Here is a 21,097-nt window from a genome sequence, read left to right as displayed (position 1 = left end):
CCCTTGGCTACTTGTGCGACATAAAGGCGAAGCTGGCGTTGTTCTGTTCGCCAAGCACCGAGCCGTTCGCCCCCCAGACATCGGTGAGGAACACCGTGAACTGGATGTCCAGCGGCGACTGTAGCTGCAGCACCACCACCGATGGGTTCAGCGGGCTGAGGCTTGCCGCCAGCACCTTGGGCAGCCTGGCGTTGTTGTCCTGATAGCCGGGCGGGAGGAACTTGTAGTTGTACAGGTCCTTGATGCTCAGCGGGTCGATGGCCTTGTTGAAGTTCAGCTCCAGGCGCAGGTGGTAGGGCTCGGAAGCATCCGGCACGGCGCTCACCAGTGCCAAGTCGTCGCAGGCGCAAGGCAGCACGCCACCGCCGAAGATCCCGGTGTTGATCGAACCGATGCGGCAATCGATCGAAGGATCGTTGGCCAGGTTATTCGGATCGCCAGCAGCATTGGCAGGAGAAATGTAGCCGAAGACTGTCTTGATCTGATTGGGTGCGTTGTTGATCAAGTCATTGGAGTCGAGGAAGAACACCTCGCGGAAAATCGATGACACCGCGTAGAAGTCCGCTGCAGCCGTATAAGTGAAGCCATACTGGTCTTTCGGCGTGCTGCCCAGAAGCCGGGCAATGCCCTGGGCGATGATGAATTTGTAGCCATCGGCGTAGAGACCGTTGAGTCGAGTGATCTCTCCGCTGATTACCAGATGCTTCTGCCCGTACATCTCGAAGCCGTAGGTATTGAAGTTGGGGTTGGGTACGTCGACCAGGAAATTGATCGAGGGGTAGAAACCCTTGAATACCTTCAGCAAAAAATTGACAGCATCGAGGCCTGATTCGCTGGTCAGGTCGCGAAAGCTGGCGTTGCTGTTATTGACGATGTCTGTGGCCTGGGCATCGGTCAAGAACTGCGCTGCGCCGGCTGGAATATAGATACTGCCGTTGGGGTCGAAGGCGGTAAAACCCTGGGGCAAGGCCTTCTCGGCCAGATTCTCGCCACTTTTCACTGCCGAGGCGCGAGTCACCTCAAGATGCGGGTTGGCATCGGCAAAGGCCCTGCTGCCATGGGCCGGAGTGTTTTCTGCGGAGTCCATCAGGCCCATCTTCACCAGCTCATGCTGGTTGATCTGCAGGCAGTAGTCGCCGGACACCACCCCCGCTGAGTTGATCAGGTGGCCCTTGAGCGAGCCATCGAAGTGCATATCGGTGGCAATGTGATGCAAGCCCTTGTCCCAACTGCCGGAGATACTGCTGAGAACTTCGAGTGCCTGACCTTCGGAGCCCATCAGGTGATCCTTGTGGGGCACCAGGCGATCGGCGCGCTTGAGCTTGCCGCTGGCGAGAAAAAACAGGTGATCGACCGAGGCGATCACCTGTTTTTTTCCCGCTATCTCGATGAACATCATAGTGTTTTTCCAGCCGGCGTCGCTGCCACTGGAGAATTTCACCGACCCTGTGGTCCACGACAGCTCATGGCCGCGCCAGTCACCGACCGTGACGGCATCGCCAATGGCGAATTGCTCGATGGCCTTGACGCCCTCCGGAATGGCGATCGGTGTGCCGTTGGCCAGGCAGGAACAGCAGCAGTAGCACTTCAGGTTGGCATAGCCGTCGGGGCAGGCGTAACCCCACTTGCCCAGCACCGGCTCGGTGATGTCGTGGGGCGGGTTGGTGTTGATGCATTCTGCGGTGGATATCGGATAGAGCGGATGGCCCTTGCCGAAGCTGTCGCACTCCTTGTGAAAGGTGTCTGATTCCGTGAATTTGTCGCAGTGCTGCTCACTGCAAACAATGGCATCCGGATTCAGGTCATGGACGGAAGTCTCGCACCCTGGATAAATCGATCCCATTTCAATTCCCTCTGGTTCAGGCCAACGTTTTTTTCAATAACATCTGCCGGCGGCGCGCCGTGCAGCAGTTCAGGAACCGGTACTCACGCAGGCGGGCAAACTCTCGCCAAAAATGCCTGAGGTGATTGCATTGAAGCGGCAAGGAATACCCGGATTGGCCGCAAGATTGCCGGGGTCGGGCATCTGGTTCTGCTCCGATATGCCTTTCTGGAACAGCGTCTTGATCTGGATTTCGATACCGCTGTTCAGCGCGCTGTTGTCGGAGATGGAGAAGAACACCCGCGGCAACAAGGTGATGGTGGTGTAGTAGTCGGCCACCCCGACGTAGCTCAGGTTGTTGCCGTCCACCGGGGGCTGGCCGCTGAAGCGCGCCACGCACTGGCCGACGATAAAGCAGAAGGCTTCGTAGTACAGGCAGGCGATGCGCACCAGGGCGCCATTCACTACCACCTTCTGCCGGCCGTCGATATACACGAAGCTGCGGGCGTTGGGCGTGGGGTTGGCCCAGTCGAGGTAGAAGTCGATATCCGGGTAGGCCGCCTTGAAGGTACTGAAGATCTCTTCCATCAGTTGCGGCACCACCGGGTCGTCGATGGCCCGGGCCGGCATTTTTGCCAGGTCGCTGGCCTGGGCGTCGGTGACGAACTGCCCGTAGTGACTCTTGAGATAGGGAATGCTCGCGCTGACCGCGATGCTCAGGGTGCTGCTGGCCACTAGCAGGGGCGCGCCTTCGCCTTGGGCGTTCTCGAACACCTGGAACCGGTACTGCGCCGACATCGAGATGGCCGGCAGAGTGACCGTCAATTGCCCTTTGGCCAGCGCCGCGGCATTCAGGTTCCAGCTGGCACCGCTCTGCAGGCAGGTGAGGGTGGCGCTGGATACCGAATCGACAACCCGCCAGTTGAGCTGCACGTTGCTGCCGGGGGCACCCACGCTTTCCGCGGCCCAGAACGCGCTGATCGCCGGGTTGACGGTGATCGGGTAGACGCTGGACTGCAAGGTGAAGGAGGTGTCTTCATCGGCCGCGGCCTTGACGTGCAGGTAATACACGCCGGAGCTCTCGACCGCGTTCAGGGTGTAGATATAGGTGCGCGCCGGAATGTTCATCAGGGTGGTCTGGCCGCCGGCGCTGTAGCTGATGCTGTAGTTGGCCAGGTGCAGGTTCTGCCCGGTCCACACCAGGGTCACGCTGTCGCCCTGGTTGATGATCGGCGTGGCGCTGTAGAAGGCGTCCAGGCGAAAGTCCTGGGGAAACTTGGGCACCGCCAGAGTGCCGCGATTGGCCCGTTGCCCGCTGCCGGTGTCGATATGTTCGGTGATGGCGATCTGCGCGGTGCCGACCATCGAACTGACGGTAAGGTCGAAGACGAAGATCAAGCCGTCGCGGCCAATGCTGTAGGGCGCCGGCGGTGACATGGAGAACCGCCCGCCGCTCGGGGTCGGGTGCGACCAGCCTTCGGGCAGGCTCGGCGTGGTGGGGGTCACGCCACTGGCGATATCCCGCGCGCCGCTGCCCTGGGTCAGCACGAAGTCGATGCCCTTGAGGGTGAAGGGTGCTCCGGCGTTGGACACGATGATGGTCAGCCGCGCGGTATTGCCCGCTTGCAGCACCGCCGGTTCAGTGAGGAACGAATAGGACAGCAGCAGCTCACTCATCGGCGACATTCCTATCAAGTTGGGTGAGGAACCGCAGCCAGCCGTCCTGCACCTGCATGGACGGGGCCGACAGCTGGGCATTGGGCGAACTGAAGTCCACCGCCGAGGTGGTGAACTGGCTGCTGCTGGAGTGACTGACCCACGACCATTGGCCGTTCTGCTCTGCCAGCCGGGGAATCTGGATCGACGCCGCCGAAGTCAGCAGCGAGCCGACGCTGAAGGTGATCTCCATCTGGCTCAGGGTGCTTTCGACAAAGTGGTTGGGCAGCGAGATGTTCTTCACCGGCACAATCCCGGTGCTGCCGTGCAGGGTGCCCCGGGGGTCCATCAGCAGGGTGACGAAGGTCGGGCTGCCATCGCCGGCCAGCTCCAGGTAGTTGCCGGCCTTGCCGCCAATCGCCTTGACGTAGCTGGAACCGGTATCCAGGCCGCTGGGGTAGTGCACCGAGTTGAAACTCTGCAGGTTGCTGTCGGCGTAGTAGCCGATCAGCCCGTCCTCGCGCACCGCCAGGCTGCCCAGGCGCAGGGCGAAGCTGCTCTGGCCCACGCCATTGTCATTGCCGGTGAAGGTGTCGCCCCAGCTCTGGTTGGTGTAGCGCTCGCCGGCCAGTTGCAGCGCCAGCTTCAGCCGCAGCACCGCCAGCGGCCGACCGATCAGTACCGCCAGGTCCGGGTCGCTGCGCGGGCCCAGGGGGTCCACTAGCCACAGGGATTCGTCGATCACCTTGAGGAAGTTATCGAAGGTGCTGGCGGCCTGGCGCTGCGCCGCCATCAAGCCGCAGACCACGCCGCGCAGGTGCAGGTTGGCAATCTGCTCGGGGCGGGTGACGGGCTGGGTGCTGTCGGGTGCCGGGAACCAGGCCACGGTCTGCCGGTTGAGGTCCTCGCGTACCTCGCCCAGCAACTGGCCCTGCTGGTCATAGATGGCCAGGGCCCCATCCAGGTGATTGGGCAGCACCCAGCCGCACACCGGGTTGGCCTCGGCCACCAGCCCCACTTCATTGGCGTCCTGCTCGGCGTCGAGCCAGCGCATCGCCAGTTGCCCGGGCTGCACCAGGCCGTAGGGCTGTTGCACGAACTGCGCCGGGCTGTAGTCGCCCACGGCGATATTCGGGTTGGCCGGGGTCAGTTGTCGCGAGCGGATCGGGGTGAAGGCCGAGGCCTTGCCGCCGGTGGGGTTGTTGTTCGCCGGCAGCAGGCTCACGGCCTGGCCGAAGCTGTCCACCACCTCGATATCGTCGATCACGAAAAAACCGCCCATTTGCGGGAAGAAGGTCGGCGACACCGGGCCGAAGTCAGAGTCCTGATCGCCCTTGCTGGGGTCGGGCGCGCTCTGGTACTGGTTCTGCACCAGGGCGGCGATATCGCCGATGGGTGGCCAGGACTGGCCCGCCGAACGGGTGGCGAACTCGCCATGCAGGCCGCTCAGGCGCTGCGACATCACCCCCCAGGAACGGATGGCCTGGAGCAGGGCGTCGAGCCTCTCCAGCTTGGGCTGCGGGGTCCGGGACTTGCCGATGTAGTCCCGCAGGCGGTTCTCGAAATTGAACACCGAATGCGAGGAGAGCAGGGTGCGACCGCTGTAGCCGACCATCAGGCGCTCGTCCAGGTGCACCCCGGTCCAGTTGTAGTCGTCGCCGTCGAACTGCCACTCATCGCGCTTGAACTGCCAGGGCGAGTCGCCGTCCTTCTGGCTGTAGGTGGGGAACCACTTGATGCTCCACTCCAGGAACAGCGGGTTCCACGGCTGTACCCAGGCCGCCAGCGACAGCGCCAGGGGCGCCTGGGAAGCGGCCAGTGCCCAGGAACCCTGGGCGATGGCGCTGCCGATATCGGCCGGCTGCACATTGCCGCGGAACAGGTTGTTGGCGATGTTGCTCCAGTTCGCCGGGTCGAGGAAAAACGCTTCGTTGCACAGTGCATAGACCGCTGCTGGAACCCCTGGGTTGGCCAGCGGCAGGGGAATCAGTGCCTTGGCGTTGTCGGCGGTGACGGTCTTGTCGCCGATGCGCAAGCCGCTGACGATCTGCTCCAGGGTGCGGCACTGCAAGGCCTGGCGGGTGCTGTCGTCGTCCGGGTTGGCGATCCCGGCGACCACCAGCACCGGGTCGTTGGGTTGCCAGTAGCGCGGCGCGTTCTTCGGTTTGAGCAGCAGCGAAGCTGGCAGCTTGAGCACCTTGCGCGCGTACTCCTCGATGGCCTGCGCATCGCTGTAGAGCGGTACGCGGCCGCTGCTGAAGGCGTTGCTGATGCTTTGCTGCAGTTGCTGGATCTGCCCGACCAGGGCCTGGTACTCGCTGGAGCTGGGGTCCAGGGCGCTGGCGATCTGGGTCATGTCGGCGGGCGGGTTGGCCGGCCCCAGGCCCAGCACGTTGTAGTTCTGGTTCTTCCACCAGCGCGCATACAGGGTCCATTGCAGCGAGGCCAGCTGGCGCTGGCTGGCATTGACCTGGGCCTGGGCCTGGTTCAGCGCGGCCAGGCCGGCGGCATAGTCGCCGCTGTCGGCGGGTTGCTCGGTGCCCAGGGTCGCGCCGTTTTCTTCCCGGGCACGCACTTCCCAGGCCTGGCCACCAGCGATAGCGCCATAGCGTGCCTGGCGCGCCTTGTCCGCCACCAGGGTGCGCCCGCCCACCTGGTCGAGGCTGTCCAGCGAGCCGTATTGCAGGGCTTCGAGCAGGGTCAGGTCGATGTCCTGATCGCCGCTGGTGACGCCCACCAGCGCCGCCAGGGCTTCCACCGAGGTATTGCCGATGGCCACCTTGACCTGCTTGCCTATATCCCCCGGCACTTGGGTCTGGTTGCCCGACGGCATGGTCGCGGTCTGCCACACCAGGGAGTGGCGCAGGCCGTGCACGATGCAGCGGTTGGCCAGTGGCCCGCTGTACTGGCTCAGGTCGGGAAACCCGGCCAGGTTCCAGTTCAGCTCATTGAGCTGGCCACTGAAGGCCTCCAGTTGCGCGTCGGCACCGTGCAGCGGGTCGAAATCCGGGTTGGCATACCAGCCGGCCACCAGGTAGCTCAGGGCGGTGTTTTCCGGCAGGTTGGCGGCGTCGCTGTCGACAAAGCTGAAGACGTTCTGCGCCGCCGGGGCGTAAGCGCAGAAGGTCACGTCCCCCGGGCCTATGGCCCGCAGGAACATCGCCTCACCGGCAGCGCTTTCGCTCCAGCTGGCGCTGAGCAGTTGCGACTTGCCGATCTTGGTCACGGCATTCGGGCTGCCCAGGTTCTGCGCCTTGGGGTCGAGAAAGGACATCGAGCCGGCGCTGGCATTCAGGTAGTCGCTCTCGATGATCCAGGAGGTCGGCTCGAGCTTGCTCGCGCCGTGCTGGAAGCGGATCACCAGCCAGCGGTTGGGCACCTCGGGAAAGCTGATCTGCGCATCGCTGACCGCCAGGTACTCCTGGTTCGCGCTGTCTTGCTTGAGTTCGATCAGGTAGTGCCGGGCGTTGCTCCAGTCGATCAGTTGCCAGCCATCGTTGCCGGTGTCGGCCTGGGGTGCCAGCGACACGCCGCTGGCCGCTAGCGCCAGGCCATGGCTGCTGAAGGCGGCGAGCAGCTCGCTGCTCGGCTGGTTCTTGTCCAGGGCCCGGGTGATCGCGGCCACTGCCGTGTCGATGCGAAACAGCAGGGCGCCCGGGCGGCCATGCTTGAGCGCCTGGGGCAGTTGCCAATGCAAGTGGATGCCCTGCTTGGGAGGATCGCCGCCGTCCTGGAAGGGCGCCGGCATCGGGCTGTCCATGTTGTTGACCAGGTAGTTGTAGTTGTTGCGCCAGCGGCGGAACTTGCTGCCGTTGAGCACCGGCTGGTTCACCAGCATGGCTTGCAGGGCCATGGGCACCAGCAGTTGGGTCGTCCCTGTCATCCTTGTCACCCGGCCGTCTGTGGCTGATTGGTAAACACCATCTGCTCGGGCACCTTGACCAACTGCAGCGCGAACTGCGCAGCATTCAGCGTCGGCTTGCCCAGCTTGGCGGCCAGCGCCGCGTTGAGGTGCTTGATGTTCAATACCCGCCCGGACTGCGGGCCACGAAAGTCCGCCACCTTGTCCAGGCTGTAGACCAGGTTGGGCAACACCTCGCCGTTGTCCGGATCGCGCAGGGCGATGTCCAGGTCCTGCTCTGCAGGCTCCACGCCGAAACACAGGCCCTCACTGGGCTGGTCGAACTCGATCCAGGCCGGGGCATCGGGAAACAGGCAGATCAGCACATTGGGCGACAGCCGATCCATCCGCAGGATCTGCATCCGATCGATACCCAGCGGCGCGCCGTCGTCGTTCCGGCCCACGGCGCGGTAGCCCTTGATCTCGATCCCCGGGTACTGCACCAGCACGTCGGAGCGCAGCAGGAACCCGGCGATCACCCCGTCGGTGGGGTCTTGCTGGCTGGCGGGCAGGCCCAGGAGTCGCTCGCGAATGCCCAGGGTCAGGCGGTCCAGGGCATCGCGGATCAGGTCCTTGGTGATCTTGTAGTAATGGCTGTCCTTGGACGACTGCACGCCGATGCTCATGGCGCCGTCCACCAGGCTGTCGATCCAGCTGCGGTCGAGGTAGAAAAAGCGGATCGACTCGATCGGCAGCAACCGCGGGTCGGCCACCAAGTGGTCGAAGGGCACGTCGTACAACAGCGAGGTGCGGGCCAGCCATTCGACGATGGTTTGCAGCTCCTGGCCCTCGACATCATTGAGCAGCGCCGCCACCTGGGGGTTCTGCAACAGCTTCTGCAGCTCCTTGACCAGTTGCGGCGGCAACTCGTTATCGGCCTTGGTCAGGGCGTTGGGCGGCGGTGCGAAGCTCACCTGCTGCTGGTTGAGATTAGGCGCGATCAGGCTGGAAAACTCGCCGAGCATGAAATTCAGAAAGCCCTCGGTAATCAGCTGGTCGTGGAAGAACTGGTTGATATCGCCGTCGTAGGTGTCGAGGAAATCCTGCAACTGGTCTTCCTGGGCCAGGTTGGCCAGCAGGTCGATGATGTGATTGAGCTTGCGCCGCCAGTCCATCAGGTTGGTGGCAAACGCCCGATTGCTCAGGGCCATGAGCCGCCCGGTCTGCCAGGCCACCGAGTAGGAGAGGTCGAACAGCCCGGTTTGCGGGTCGAAGATCACCCCATCCGAGGCCGAGCGAAACGGTTGCAGGGCGGCCCCCCGGGTGAACTGGTCGGGCTTGTACGGCGCCAGGGGGCTGCGGTACCAGGACAGGGTCTTAGTGCCATACAGCGCGTTGTATTGCAGCGGCACATAACCGTTGCCCAGGGCCTTGCTCGCCACCTTGCCGGGGGAGCTGTCCTGGGCCAGGGCTTCGGCGCTCAGCGGCAAACGCAGGCTCAGCCCGGTGTTCTGCTCGCTGGCGCTGGACACCAGGTTGAGCATGAAGCTGCTGAAGCTTTCGCCATGGTCGGGCAGGCAGGTGAACGACCAGCTGTAGAGCGAGATCAGGCGCACGCTGTCGATGCCGGCGGGAAAGCTCGCGCCTTCGCCCAGGTAGGGCTTGAAGCCTTCCAGCGACACCAGGTGCACGTACTGCCGGGTGGGCTGCTCGGGGTTGATCGGGAAGCGGTTGCCGACAATCAGCGAGAACCAGCCCGAGTGGGTCATCTCGAGGATTTCTTTGTGCTCCATGTTCACCTGGCGCACATGGGCCAGGCTGCACAGTTCGCTGTCGGCCGGGGCGGCGCTGTCCAGGTGGGGCACCAGGGCGAGGAAGGTGGCGCTGGCAATATCGATGCTGTGGACAATGTCGTCATCGCTCTGGCCGTGGTCCAGATGGGCGATGCGCGGGCCCAGCAGGCCTGCGCTGTCGATATTGCGCACCTGGCCCAGGGGCAGCGCCGCGGCCAGGGTTTGGGTCGGCGAGGAGACGCTGTTCTGCGGCACGCTGATCTGCTCGGCATCAAGCACCAGCAGGGCCATCCACGGCGCGCCGCTGGTATCGCCGGGCTCCAGCAGATGCTCCCAGGGCAGGGCACGCTTGTTGAGGACGATTTGCGGCAGGTCGTTCTCGTACTTGCCGCTGCTGCCATTGGCCGGGAACACCGATTGCACGTCCTTGTCCGTGAGGCCGAAGCGCGGCGCCTGCACCGAGAAATTCTGGGTGCGTTGCACCTGCTGTTTGTGCGCGTCGTAGACCAGCTCCTGGGCGAAGCTGATGCTGTAGTCGCCGGCCAGCAGCGGCGGCACTATCTTGTCGAAGAACTCGATGCTGCCTGGCGCCAGGTCGGCGCTGCGGCGAATGGGGATGGCGCTCTTCATCTGCTCTTATTCCACCTGTGCAAGGGGCAGCGGGCCAATCAGCGGATCGCTGGCGAAGTTCGATTGCGCGTCAAAACCGCTCATGGCTTCATCCAACAGGGCAAAACCGCAGAGCGCGTTGAGCGCGCTGACGATCTGGCCGCGGGCGCTGGCGGTCTTGGCAATGGCCGGGTTGATCACCGCACCGCGGGCGTCTGCGATGATCGCCGCGCTGTTGGCTACCACCGCGGCGCTGGCCGAGATCGGCAGCCAGGGCAGGGTCTTGCTGCCCTCGGGGTAGAGGGTGAAGTAGGTGAAGGCCTTGAGGATGTCGATCGGCCCGGTATGGGCTGGCTGGTAGGTGGCCAGGGCCGACAAGCCGCGCACCCCCACCAGGCAGTCGTCGATCAGCTTGGCATTGGGGTCGACCTTCGACGGCTGCTCCACCGGTGCGCCCCACAGCGCCTGGGGCAAGGCCCGGTTGAACGGCTGCGGGGTGTTCCAGGTGATGGGGTTGCCGTCCTCGGAAACGATGCTCAGGCTGGCCAGGGAGGAGCTGATGCTGCCCACCCGCATTGGCCGGATCGCCAGCGCCCCGGCCTGGGAGTGCAAGGTGCTGCCGGCCACGCTGAGCTGGGTGATGGGCACCGCCGAGGTGGCATCGAAGACGAATTCATCGGCACGTACCAGCCAGCGCACGCTGCCGTCGCTGTCTTGCACCTGGTTCAACAGGCCATTGCTGATGGTCAGGTGGCACAGTTCGGCCTGGCTGGCGGTGTTCTGCTCCTGGGCCTTGAGCGACAGCGCCGCGCTCTGCCGGGGTTGGGCCAGCATCGCCTTGAAGTCGTCCCAGCCGAGTTTCTGTTCGCCCGCGCTGTCGCTGGCGCCGAAGGGCACGCTGAAGGAGATGATCCACAGGTGGATATGCACGATGCCGCCAGTGGGCGGGCCATGCAGGGCCACGGTGGCGCCCAGTTCGAAATGCAGGGTGGTGCTGACGAACAGAAAATGCACGTGATAGGACACGCCCACATCGACGCCGATGCCGGCGGTGAAATAGAAGGGTTTCCAGTAGATCAGCAGGTCGGCGTAGGCGGTGAACCAGGCCCGCAGGTTGCCCGACTGGTAGACCGCTTCCAGGCTGCCGCCGGCCATGATGCAGGACGGGGTCAGGGCAAAGTAGGCGCCGCCCTTGATCAGCACTTCGCTGGACACCGGCCAGTTGAAGCCCAGCCGCGCCACCACCGGGTAGTAGTCAGGTTGCTTGAAGGCCGGGTGGTAGCCGCCCACGGTGAACACGAAGTCACCGGCGTGGGGGTTGTCGCCGAACCAGCTGTAGAAGGCAAAACCCCCCGTCAGGTGGCAGTTCTGGTCCAGCACGTAGGAGTTCGGCGACAGCGCCGCCTCAGCCTTGAACAGGCCTGCATCGGGCTGGAACACCACCTCCAGGTCCAGCTCGACATAACCGTAGGTGACCCCGGTAGGCGGGAAGGAGCCATAGGATTTGCCCAGCACCAGGATCTCGAATTCCTTGCCCACCTCCAGCACCGCCACCACATTGGAGTGGATCAACTCGAAGGAGGTGAACTGGATGCCGGCGGCGAACCAATACTCACCCAGCTCGGGCTGGATATAGCGATTGACCTTTTCCAGCACCTTCTCCAGCTGCGACGCCGCCGGCAGGCCGCTGCCGGACAGGCCCAGCTGGGAGGGATCGCTGAGCCCCGCCAGCAGCGGAAAGCTGCCCACTTCGGCAATGCTCGGCACCTGCACCGAACGGTTGTAGCCGAAACCTGCCGACAGCCCGGTGACAAAGAACGCCGGCGGTCCGCCGATGGCATGGTCGAGGAAGGCAAAGCCGAACAGCGAGTTGTCGGTATGGCCATTGCTGGCGATCGAGGTGAAGGAGCCCAGGGCCATCAGCGCCAGGTCCGCGGTGCGCAGTTGCAGCGCGCCGTCGTATTCCGGGCGGCCGTTCTGCTCGCTGATCAGCAGGCCGCCCTCGATGCTCAACGCCGCGGTGGAAAAGGCCACGTCCAGGCCCTTGAGGCCCATCTGGATGTCGTCGAAGCTGCCCAGGCCGAAAATCGGCACCGTTGCCGAAAGGCCGCTGAGCTCGATGCTGAAGCTCGAAGTGGCCAGGCCGGCGTCGAGCAGCACCTGCACATCGTCGCCGATGCTGTTGAAGCCGATGCGGCCGATATGGATGGGGCCGATGGACTTCTGGATATTGATCCAGAAAATCGAGCCCTGGGGCACGTTTTGCGGCGCTGCGCCCTGGTCGGCGCTGGCCAGCCGCGCGTTGCTGCCCGAGGGCGGTGCCAGCGCAGTTAAGGGCGGTGGATTGCTTGAACCGGACAGCGGCAGCTTGAGCCGGCTGATGCTGTTGCCCCCCAGCACCAGCTCCAGTTCGAGGACGAACTGGTCACTGTCGCCGCTGCCGCCGAAGGCATGTTCGAAGGCCAGTTGGAAGTCCTTGAGCACCACGGCGGTGTCGGCGAAATCCTGGCTGACCAGGGGCATATGCCGGGACAGCACCAGGTCCTCGACCTTGAAACCGCCTTTGACCTTCAGCCCCTGATCGTCGTAGAGGCCGAAGAACAGGGTGCCGGGGACAATCACCGGCGACACTTCGACCGAGGCGATGCTGGTCTGGGCTGCGGTTGTCAGCTTGCTGGGGGTGGCCATCCTTGGAAACTCCTGAGTGTGCGGCGCCTGGCGGTTCGATCCTTAGGGGGTGTACTTGATCCAGCCGCCCCAGCCGGGTACCCGGGGGAAGTGGGCGGCATCGAGCCAGGGATAGACCGGAGGACGTCCGGCGTACACCGTGGCGTTGAGCTGGGTGGCCAGCTCCTGGCCGAGGCTGCAGCAGCCCAGGGGCAGGGCACTGAAACAGATCATCAGCTTGACGATGGGCGCGCGCCCCTGGTTGGTACGGATGTTATTGAGATGGGCGGCCAGGTAGGGCTGCGCCGCCAGAAACCGGGCGAAGTCGCCCTTGGCCATGGGCCGGGAGAAATCCACCCGGGCGCCGGTGGCGTCGAAATGGGTCAGGGCCGGGAACACATAGCGGCCGATGCCGTGCACGCCGAGCACCAGGTCTGCCCGGCGGTCGGCCGCCGGTGCCGGCGCCGGCGGTGCTCCAGTGGCATGTTCAAGCCAGAACAGCCGTTCGCGCATGGTGTTATAGCCATTGTCCATGTCCCGGAACTCGGTCCATTTCACCAGGGCCAGGGACAGGCCATTGGCCGGCAGCGCCGCCGGGTCATTGAATTGGGTGGCGTACACCGCCATCGACCAGCCGGGCAGGGCCACCGGCAGCCCCGGGTTGGGCAGGGGCAAGGGCGTGGCATTGCTCATCACCGCCGGCAGCGCCGCCGCCAGGCCGTTCATGGCGTGCAGGTTGGCCTCGGCCAGGGACAGCGGCACCGGCAGGCAGGCGCCGCCACTCAGGCCGCCCATGAATTGCAGGCCGCAGCCCATGGCGCCGCCGCCCAGGCCACCGATGGCGCCGCTGACCAGGGCCAGGGGGTCGTCGAAATCCAGCTGGCCGGTCTTGGCGTAGTTCTTCACCAGGGCCGCCACCACCGCGCCGCCGCCGGCGCCCAGGGTCAGTACCGAGCCGAGCATGATCAGTCGCAATTTCTGGATTCGCGCCGAAGGCGTGGGGCCGTTCTGCGCCCAGCTGGCGAACAGCTTGTTGCCGATCAGGGTGGAGATGAAGGCGCCGGAAAAGGCCCCGGCAAAACCCGAGAGCAGGTCCCACTGCACCTCATCGGCGCTGAGGTTCTGCAGCATGCCGAACAGGCCCTGGGACACTCCCGCCGCCACCCCGCCGACCATGGGCGAGGCGATCAGCCCGGTGCCGAAACTCAAGACCCCGGCGATGCCGATGATCAGGGTGGTGACCCCCGACAGCGCCGAAGCCACGCCCACCCGCCAGGCCGGCGGCGCGGCGGCCAGGGCCAGGTCGCTGGCCACCGCATTGGCCGGCAGGCTGGCCAGCATCAGCGCGGCGTGGGGCGAGTTACCGCGGATCAGGTCCACCAGGGTGGCCGGGGCCGTGGTGAACTGGGTGAGGCTTGGCGGATCGCTGAACACCGCCTGGAACTCGTCGCCCTTGCCTTGAACCTCGAAAGCGACAAATCCCAGCAAGGCGCCGACAAAGGCGATCAAGTCCCCCAGGGTGAAGGTCTTGCCGGGGAAGTAATGCTTGTAGAGGGCAATGAAGAAGGCGTTCTGCACCGGTTGCTGCAGGTAGCTCTTCAGGCCCAGCTGGCCCACCAGCGCGGCCAGTTGCCCGGAGCCGAACACCCCGTGCAGGGCGGTCATGGCCTCATCGACCTTGAACAGCTGGAAAAAATCACTGATCACGCTGGAAAACGGCTTGCTGCCGGAAACCGCCTGCAACAGGTCGCTGACCCCCATCTCGGTCAGCGACACCAGCTGCTTGGCGTTGAGCAGGTTGGCGAAGGGCGCGAACAGCTTGCCCAGGGCCTCGAAAGGATCGGGATCGGTGCCACTGGCGCGCAGGTTCAGCACCGGCATGCTCAGCGCCTGAGCCTGCGACGGGGAGAAAGGATTGAAAAAGCCCTGCACGTTCAACTGGCGCAACAGCAGTCGGCGCAGCTCCGGGCCGTCTCCCGGGCCGTTGGCGGGCGAACTCAGCAGGTTCACCGCAGCCGCCGTCGAGGGGCTCTGATTGTGCTGGGCGATAAAGTGGGTCAGGGGCTTGTCGAAGACTTTGTCGAGATTCTGTTGCTGGGTCTTGATCTGTGCACCCAGGGCATCGAGGACTTTTTCGCTGGCCACCTCTGCCACCGCCGCGACCATATTCGGCAACTGGTCGCAGAGGTTGTCGAGAAAGGTGGCGATGGCGTTCTTCGCCGCAATCACCTCGGACAAGGGGTCGTTGCCCGCGGCGCTGGCCGTGAGCTGCAGCGGTTGTATCCGTGGGGTGTCGAGCTGCACATAGTGCAGGGCCTGGTCATGGGTACTCACCAGCACCCCGTCGCCGGTATGGCTGACCTGGCTGATGGGCATCGTGCAACTGATCAGGGTGCGGAACCTTTTCAGGCGCAGGGTCTGGGTGGCGAGGAGTTGCTGGCTGTCTTGCACCTGGGCATGCAGCAGCTTGTGCTGCTGGCCATCGATCACCACCAGGCACAGGTGCAAGGTCCCGGCCACCGGGCCCGGCGCCTGGGTGCAAGAAACGACCTGGGGATTGCCCGGTTCCAGGCGAATGCGGATCGCTGGTCGGGCCAGCGCCAGCGATTGCAGCCAGAGCAGCCCATCCTGGGAGTTGAACAGGTACTCGCTCGTCTCGTCGGCCAGGCGGCCGTGGTCGCCTTCCGATGACAGTTGCTGTGCGTCCATGCGGTCCTCGTCGCGGCGTGAACTGGCCATTAGCTAGCCTGCCGTGGGCTGGAACTCTAGACGCTGGCCCTTGCCCGTCAAGCGCCGCCGGGGCGGGGCCGCAGCCTGCTGCCCAGGCGTGCAGCAGGGCACTGCAGGCCAGGGCCCAGGAACGTGATCGAGGGAAATGAAGCACTTAGCTCGCTTGGGTTTGCTGACGGACAAGCAGCTGAGAACCGAACGCGATAGTGGCGCACTGCCGCTATTGCGAAAGATCATGACTCCGCCCCGAGTTAACCGGCTGCCAATAAGGCCTTTTGGCGCCAGGCCGGGGCGCTGGTGGGGAACAGCGGTGCATTCGGTTGCCAGCGGGCCAGGCCATAGGCGGCGGCAATACGCTGGCGTTGCCCGCCCTCCAGCAGCGCTTGCTGGAAGGCGCCGGCGCTTTGCACCCGCCCCAGGATATGCCCGACACCCTCCTGCAAATGCCCGGCATGGGCCTGCCACCAGGCGGCGACACGATGGGGGTCGGGCCAGGGCAGGTGCTCGTCGGGGTCCATCAGCACATTGCCGTCCTCGGGGTCGTCGTTGGGGCCGGCATCGAACTCCGGCAGTTCCTGCAACTCCAGCGCCTGCTGCGCCAGGTCGACGCCGGTGATCAGGCTCAAGGCTTCGCCGGCGACCCGGGCCAGGGGCAGGTCGCTCATCTGCTGGATCAGCCAGGGCACGCTGAACGGATCACCCAACAGGCCAATCGCCTGGATGCCGATACGGCTGTGCTCAGGGCGCTGCAGCAGTTGCTTGACCCAGGCAATGCTGTGCTCCCGCGGTTGCCAGGCGAGCAACACGCAGAGTGCCGGGTACTGCCAGGCCCCGGCGTGCTCGGCGAACCCCCGCAAGGGCTCCAGGGCCCGCTCATCGCCCATTTGCGCGCAGGCCCAATTGGCCCAGAAGGCTACGGCCGGGTCCTGGTGTTGGCTCTGGGCGGCCAGCAGCGGCAGCCCATCACGCCGTCGCAGTTCGCCGGCGGTACGTGCGGCCCGCGCCAGCACCAGTGGCTCGTCCCGGGACAGTTCGGCAAGCAGGGCCGGGCCCGGGTCCTGGCGATGCATGCCGCAGGCGGCCAGGCCGAAACAGCGGAACAGGGGATCGGCGGCGCCGAGCAGGGGCTCGATCCAGGGCGCCAGTTGCTGCCAGTCGAGCCAGCCCAGGGCCATCAGGTAGCCGCGCCGGGTGGGCAGGGCGTTGCGCGCGTGTTCGCTGAGCCGCGTCAGCGCCGGTTTATCGCGGGTTTCGAAGGCCAGCAGCACGCTGGCGAACATCTCGCCCAGGGCCTGGTTATCGAGCTGGGCCTGCAGCACCTGCAGGGCACTGGGTGGGGCAAGGCGCAGGCCATCTAGATGGGCGGCCAGGCGTTCGTCCAGTTGCCCGAGGTCGGCAAGGTCGTAATGGGGGGCGTGCACCGCCTGGTCCCGCAGCAGCATCAGGAAACTGGCTTCCTCGGCGTGTTGCTCGAGCATTGAAGAAATGACGGCCATAAGCTCTCTGTTGTGCGCTGGCGGCTTACTCGACCCGCTTGCCGAAGAAGTAGCGTCGACCCGGCTCGAAGTGCTGGGGCGCAGCCAGGTAGCGATCGAGTATGGCCGCCGCATCCAGGGGCTGGAAATCGCCATTGGCGGCATAGAAACGACAGCAGTCGACGCCGCTGTACACCTCGAAGGTGCGCCGCCAGAGCAGGAAATTGCTCCAGTCGAGCCACTCGTCACCTTCCTGTGGCACCAGGGACTTTCTCATCAGCCAGGCCTGCTGGTTGAGGTCCACAGGCGCACCGCCAAGGACCGCAATGCGGTCGCTGCCAAGTTTCTGGATCAACTGCTCGAGTCGGGCATTCACCGCTTCGGCATAGGCGCTTGGGGCAAGCGGGCTGGCGTAGAACTCGGGCTCGTCGGCCAGGGGGTCGAGCAGGTTCGACAGGTTGGCTTCCACGGCCTGGCGATCGGCGCTGCGCTCCAGGGAGCGCCAGGCTTCGAGCATGAAGGGAATCAGCCACAGCACCCCTGACCACTGGGCGGCCAGGCAGGCCTCGATACGCAAGTAGGGCGGGCCTTCGAGCATCAGTTCGGCGAGAAAGTCCAGGTCCGGGTCAAGCCCCGCATCGGCGGTCAGGCCCAGGCAGGCCGAGACCAGGGTCGGCGCGCTGTCCGGGTCGAGTATCCATTTCCTGAGTTCTGCAATATGGCTGTAGTCCCCCTGCTTGGCACGCTCCAGAATCGTCGCCAGGGCCATCCAGGGATCGCTGTCCTGCCATCCCTGGGGCGCCAGCAGCGCCGCCGGAGCAGGGCTGGCGTAGTGGTAGCCGCGGCCTTTCCAATAGAAGCAGCCTTGGAGGAAGTCGGGTCTCAAGCTGTATTTGTAGCTGCTGGTCATTGCCCTGGCCCTCGGAAGATCTTAGCGCGGTTTCCTTGTAGCTCGCTGAGCTGCTTTTCGAGCTTTGCACACTTGCGGCCGGTAGGCGCGAGGTTGCCTGGCCCGACGGGACAGCCACCAGCGGCTTTGGGCACTCGGTGAGCAACCGGCTCACGCTGTTTCACGCCCTTCCATTCTGCGTAGGCGGGTCTGTTCATGGTCCAGTCGTTCTCAATGTTGGTCTTCTCTCTGGAGGTGGTCTTGAAGTATTTGTTGCAGCCACTCGGCGGCTTGCCGGCGGGGGGCAGCAGGTGCTGGCACTTGGCACTGCTTCGCACCTTGGCCAGCAGTGCCGCGTTCCCAGGGTTTTGCGCAGTGCCGTAGAACTCGGCTTCGGACATGTATTGACCCTTGGCCTGGGCCTTGGAGTGCGCCGCGCCGCCACAGCATTCGCATTTGTACTTGCCGGGCACCTTGGAGTCCTGCTGCACCGGTGCGTACTTGGCGGTGTTGACCATGGGCACCGCGGCGTTGGCGGCGGGGCTGGCATGGTTGGAGGTGGTCAGGTCGGTGTGGCGGTCGATATTGCGGCCTTCGAACAGCACATCCATTGACCAGGAAATGAAATAGGTCTTGCCGGTGATCACATGGGTGATGACCCCGGCGCCCTGGCTGCGGGTGGCCGCTTCATCGCCCAGGGGCGAGGTCTTGTAGAAGGACTGGTCCTTGAGCATCACCTCCTTGCGGCCGATCTTCACCGTCTTGCTGCCTTTTTGCATGTCCTTGGAAAACGAGGTGTCGGGGTAGGGCACCGGAATCGGCCCGGCCGGTGGCGGCGGGGGTGTCAGGCAGACATCCGGAAAGGCGGCGATGACCTTGCCGCCACCGGCCTTGCAGGCAATTTCATCGCCATTGGTGTACACCTCGCAGCTCATCGGTTACCCCCATCTGCATGGATATCGCGCAGCACCGCGGCCGCCCGGGCGCCGCCCACTGCACTGGCCAGGCACAGCGCGTTGCTGCCCGGCGCATAGCCTTTGCGAAAGGCCTGGTCGGCCAGGATCAACTGGGCGATGGACGCCATCGCGCCGCTGTCGCCAATGGCTTCGGCCCAATGCCACAAGGGCTGGTCCTGTTTTCTGACGGTGCGCAACAGCCGGGCCTGCATCAAGGGCAGCTCCTTGAAGCCATATTGCTCACCGGTGACATCGGACAAGCGCAGGTCGATCTGGTGCAAGCCCAGCCCGGCCTGGGCCAGGGCGGCACGCGCGGCGGCAGTCAGGCCATTGGCCCGCAGGGGCTTGCCGGACAGCAGCGGCGCATCTTCCTGGCCCAGGCCCAGGCCGCTGATGCTCAGGCAGGTGTCGGCCTGGCGCTGGGCGTGCACCAGCACGGCGGCGGCGCCTTCCCCCGGCAACAGGCCATCGCGGTTGCGGGTGGTTTTCAACCGGCGATCCTGGTCCAGCCACTGCAGGGTCTGGGCGTTGAGCAGCGAGTCGACCCCAGCCACCACACAGGCCGGGGCCAGGCGTTGGCCCATCAGCCGGGCGGCCTCCTGCAGGGCATTGAAACCGGCGACCTGGCCACTGGGGAAGATTCGCGAGTGGCCCGGATGGAAGGCCACCCCCAGCCGTGCGGGCAGCGCCTGGATAATGCTCTGTGCCAGCGCTCGGCTGTTGCCCCCCGGGCGTTCCGGCTCGGCCAGGCACAGCAGCAAGGGCACCTGCTGCCAGTCCAGTGGTGGCGCTGCCTGCAAGAGTTCGCCCAGCGCCTGCAGCATCAGCTCGGTTTGGCGCACCACGGGCGCCAGGGTCAGCTCCAGGTCGGGCACCGCCGCGCCGATGATGGCTTCGCCGGCGTTGTCATAGAACCCCAGTTCCTGCAGCGCCGAGAGCCCGGCGCGCTTGGCGGCGCAGGCGCTGGCGGCGCACAGGCCAACCGGGCAGGTCAGGCCCACGGCGCTGATAAACAGCTCGCTACCGAGCATGGGCGTCATGCCGGGTCTTCGGTGGCAGGGTCGGTCGCCTGGCTCCAGGCGATCAACTGCTGCAGTGACGTGAAATGCTGCTTGCCACGCATGCGTGCTTCGCTGGCCCGGGCCTGTTCGAAGCGCCGGGCGCTTTGCCCGACTATCACCTGGGCGACTTCCCGCAGATTGCGGGTCAAGGGCGATGCGGCGCGCCAGGTCAGGGCCAGGCGATTGGCGTCGGGCTCGATCAACAGGGTATCGACCACCGCGGCCAGCTCGCGGACGGGCTCATCGTGAAACACCAGCAGCACCGGCAGCTTGAGCCTGGCCGGCAGCCTGAATGCCAGGCGACCGCTGTGGCTGAGATTGAGCAGCGCCACTTCTTCACCGCCTTGGGGGTAGTCGATCTGCTGGTCCGGCGGGGCGGCCTGGAAGTAACGCAGGTCGAAGTCCTCGGGCAAGAAGGGGTATTGCTGATCGAGCCAGTGCTGGTCATAGGTGCCGGCCCAGCCGATGCGCGGGCGCCAGGCGCGCCCCAAGGGACCGAAGGCCATGGGGAGGTAGTCGCCGTCGGCGCGGGTTACCGGGCGTTCCAGTTCCTCGGTATTGGGCAGCGGCAGGCCATTGATCTGTTCGGCCTCGGCACTGGGGTAAAAGCCCACGCCTACCGGGTTGCTGGGGTACCACTGGTGCTGTCCGGGGTCTGCCTGGCTGCGATCGACCCCGCCAAAAGCCTGGGCGTAGGTGATCGGCATGTGGCTAAAGGGCTGGGGCGAGCTGACGCCGTAGGACAGTCCGCCGACCTGGTAGTAGCGCTTGCCGACGACCCTGAAGGCCTTGACCAGCGTGCCTATTTTCAACGCCACGTTCACCGCGGTGGCCGGCTGGCCGTTGGGCGCATGGCAGTGCCCATTGAGCAGCACATCGCAGCGTGGCTTGTGCAGGGCGAAGTCGTTTTCATAGAGCGCCGGTGACTCTCCCGGTTCGCCGGCAAACACGTCGGCCATGATCGGCGGCGCCTGGCTGGCGAGCAGCCGCGGCTCGTGCCCGGGGTGCTGGGGAAGGGCGTAGCTGCCCTTGGCCACCACCACCAGCCACTCGCGGCCCTGGTTGTCGGTCGAGGTGCTGTAGCCGGCACTGAACCGGCTCTTGTTGAGCAATTCCATGGCCTGCCGCCTTAGTTGATCTGCACCGACGCGCCCTTGATCCGGTTCACCCCCGAGGACCGACTGGAGAGGTAGGCGCCGCGGATCAGCACCTTGCCCTCGCGGGTGAGGGTAATGCTGGCCTGGCCGCAGCGCAGGACGATTTCCCGCTCGGCGCACAGTTCCAGGCGCTGGCCATCCAGCAGGGCGACGCTCTGTGGCGCGGCCTCCGGCAAGCGCTGGATACGCCCGATCACCAGTGGCCGGGTCGGGTCGCCGGCCTCGAACATCAGCGCCACCTGGGCGCCGATATCCTCACGACGCAGCGCGGTGGTGGTGCGAGCGGCCAGGCCCGCCTCATCCGGGCAGCCGGGGAAGGCCACCACCGGGGCATCGGCCCCGGGCACGTCCAGCAGCACCCCCAGCACCACGCCATCGATCCGGGTCGCGGTGGAGGAGGCGGGAAGGCAATGTTCGACGCTCATGGCTGAGGCTCCAGGG

Annotated in this window: 12 protein-coding genes; all 12 read right to left on the bottom strand. The window is 65.2% G+C overall.

The features are described 5' to 3' along the window. Positions 1-7: 7 nt before the first annotated feature. Positions 8-1,843, bottom strand: a complete 1,836-nt coding sequence (locus J4P02_RS01580; protein WP_426187083.1) for a hypothetical protein — start codon at positions 1,841-1,843, stop codon at positions 8-10. A 69-nt stretch (positions 1,844-1,912) separates the two neighbouring features. Further along, positions 1,913-3,499 (bottom strand): hypothetical protein, encoded by a 1,587-nt coding sequence (locus J4P02_RS01575; protein WP_426187081.1) that lies wholly within the window; start codon positions 3,497-3,499, stop codon positions 1,913-1,915. Next, entirely contained in the window at positions 3,492-7,361 is a 3,870-nt protein-coding gene (locus J4P02_RS01570; protein ID WP_426187079.1) for a hypothetical protein, read from the bottom strand. Before J4P02_RS01570 ends, J4P02_RS01575 begins: the two co-directional genes overlap by 8 nt. A 5-nt stretch (positions 7,362-7,366) precedes the next feature. Continuing rightward, positions 7,367-9,742, bottom strand: coding sequence for a hypothetical protein (locus tag J4P02_RS01565; RefSeq protein WP_426187077.1), 2,376 nt, complete (start codon positions 9,740-9,742; stop codon positions 7,367-7,369). A gap of 6 nt (positions 9,743-9,748) precedes the next feature. Continuing rightward, complete coding sequence (locus tag J4P02_RS01560; RefSeq protein WP_426187074.1) at positions 9,749-12,409, bottom strand: DUF6603 domain-containing protein; 2,661 nt, start codon at positions 12,407-12,409, stop codon at positions 9,749-9,751. Between the two features lie 42 nt (positions 12,410-12,451). Beyond that, positions 12,452-15,127 carry a hypothetical protein gene (locus J4P02_RS01555; RefSeq protein WP_426187071.1) on the bottom strand — a complete coding sequence of 892 codons (2,676 nt, stop codon included), beginning with the start codon at positions 15,125-15,127 and terminating at the stop codon, positions 12,452-12,454. 242 nt (positions 15,128-15,369) lie between these two features. Then, positions 15,370-16,614, bottom strand: coding sequence for a TIGR02270 family protein (locus J4P02_RS01550; protein WP_426187068.1), 1,245 nt, complete (start codon positions 16,612-16,614; stop codon positions 15,370-15,372). Positions 16,615-16,639: 25 nt separating this feature from the next. Further along, positions 16,640-17,503 (bottom strand): hypothetical protein, encoded by an 864-nt coding sequence (locus J4P02_RS01545; RefSeq protein ID WP_426187065.1) that lies wholly within the window; start codon positions 17,501-17,503, stop codon positions 16,640-16,642. Continuing rightward, positions 17,500-18,417: a DUF4150 domain-containing protein gene (locus J4P02_RS01540; RefSeq protein WP_426187062.1), complete on the bottom strand. Its 918-nt coding sequence runs from the start codon at positions 18,415-18,417 to the stop codon at positions 17,500-17,502. The genes J4P02_RS01545 and J4P02_RS01540 overlap by 4 nt, the downstream gene beginning before the upstream one ends. Then, complete coding sequence (locus J4P02_RS01535) at positions 18,414-19,478, bottom strand: 3-oxoacyl-ACP synthase (protein WP_426187059.1); 1,065 nt, start codon at positions 19,476-19,478, stop codon at positions 18,414-18,416. Before J4P02_RS01535 ends, J4P02_RS01540 begins: the two co-directional genes overlap by 4 nt. After that, the gene (locus tag J4P02_RS01530; RefSeq protein WP_426187056.1) at positions 19,475-20,617 is read right to left on the bottom strand and encodes a DUF2169 family type VI secretion system accessory protein; all 1,143 of its coding nucleotides are present in this window, start codon (positions 20,615-20,617) and stop codon (positions 19,475-19,477) included. The genes J4P02_RS01535 and J4P02_RS01530 overlap by 4 nt, the downstream gene beginning before the upstream one ends. An 11-nt stretch (positions 20,618-20,628) precedes the next feature. Continuing rightward, a complete protein-coding gene (locus tag J4P02_RS01525; protein ID WP_426187053.1) occupies positions 20,629-21,081 on the bottom strand; it encodes a DUF6484 domain-containing protein in 453 nt (150 codons plus the stop codon). Positions 21,082-21,097 lie beyond the last annotated feature (16 nt).

The sequence above is a fragment of the Pseudomonas sp. NFXW11 genome (genome assembly GCF_049887815.1).
Taxonomy (GTDB): Bacteria; Pseudomonadota; Gammaproteobacteria; order Pseudomonadales; family Pseudomonadaceae; genus Aquipseudomonas.
Note: the sequence above shows the minus strand (reverse complement) of the source record. Positions and strands in the feature narration are given on the sequence as shown.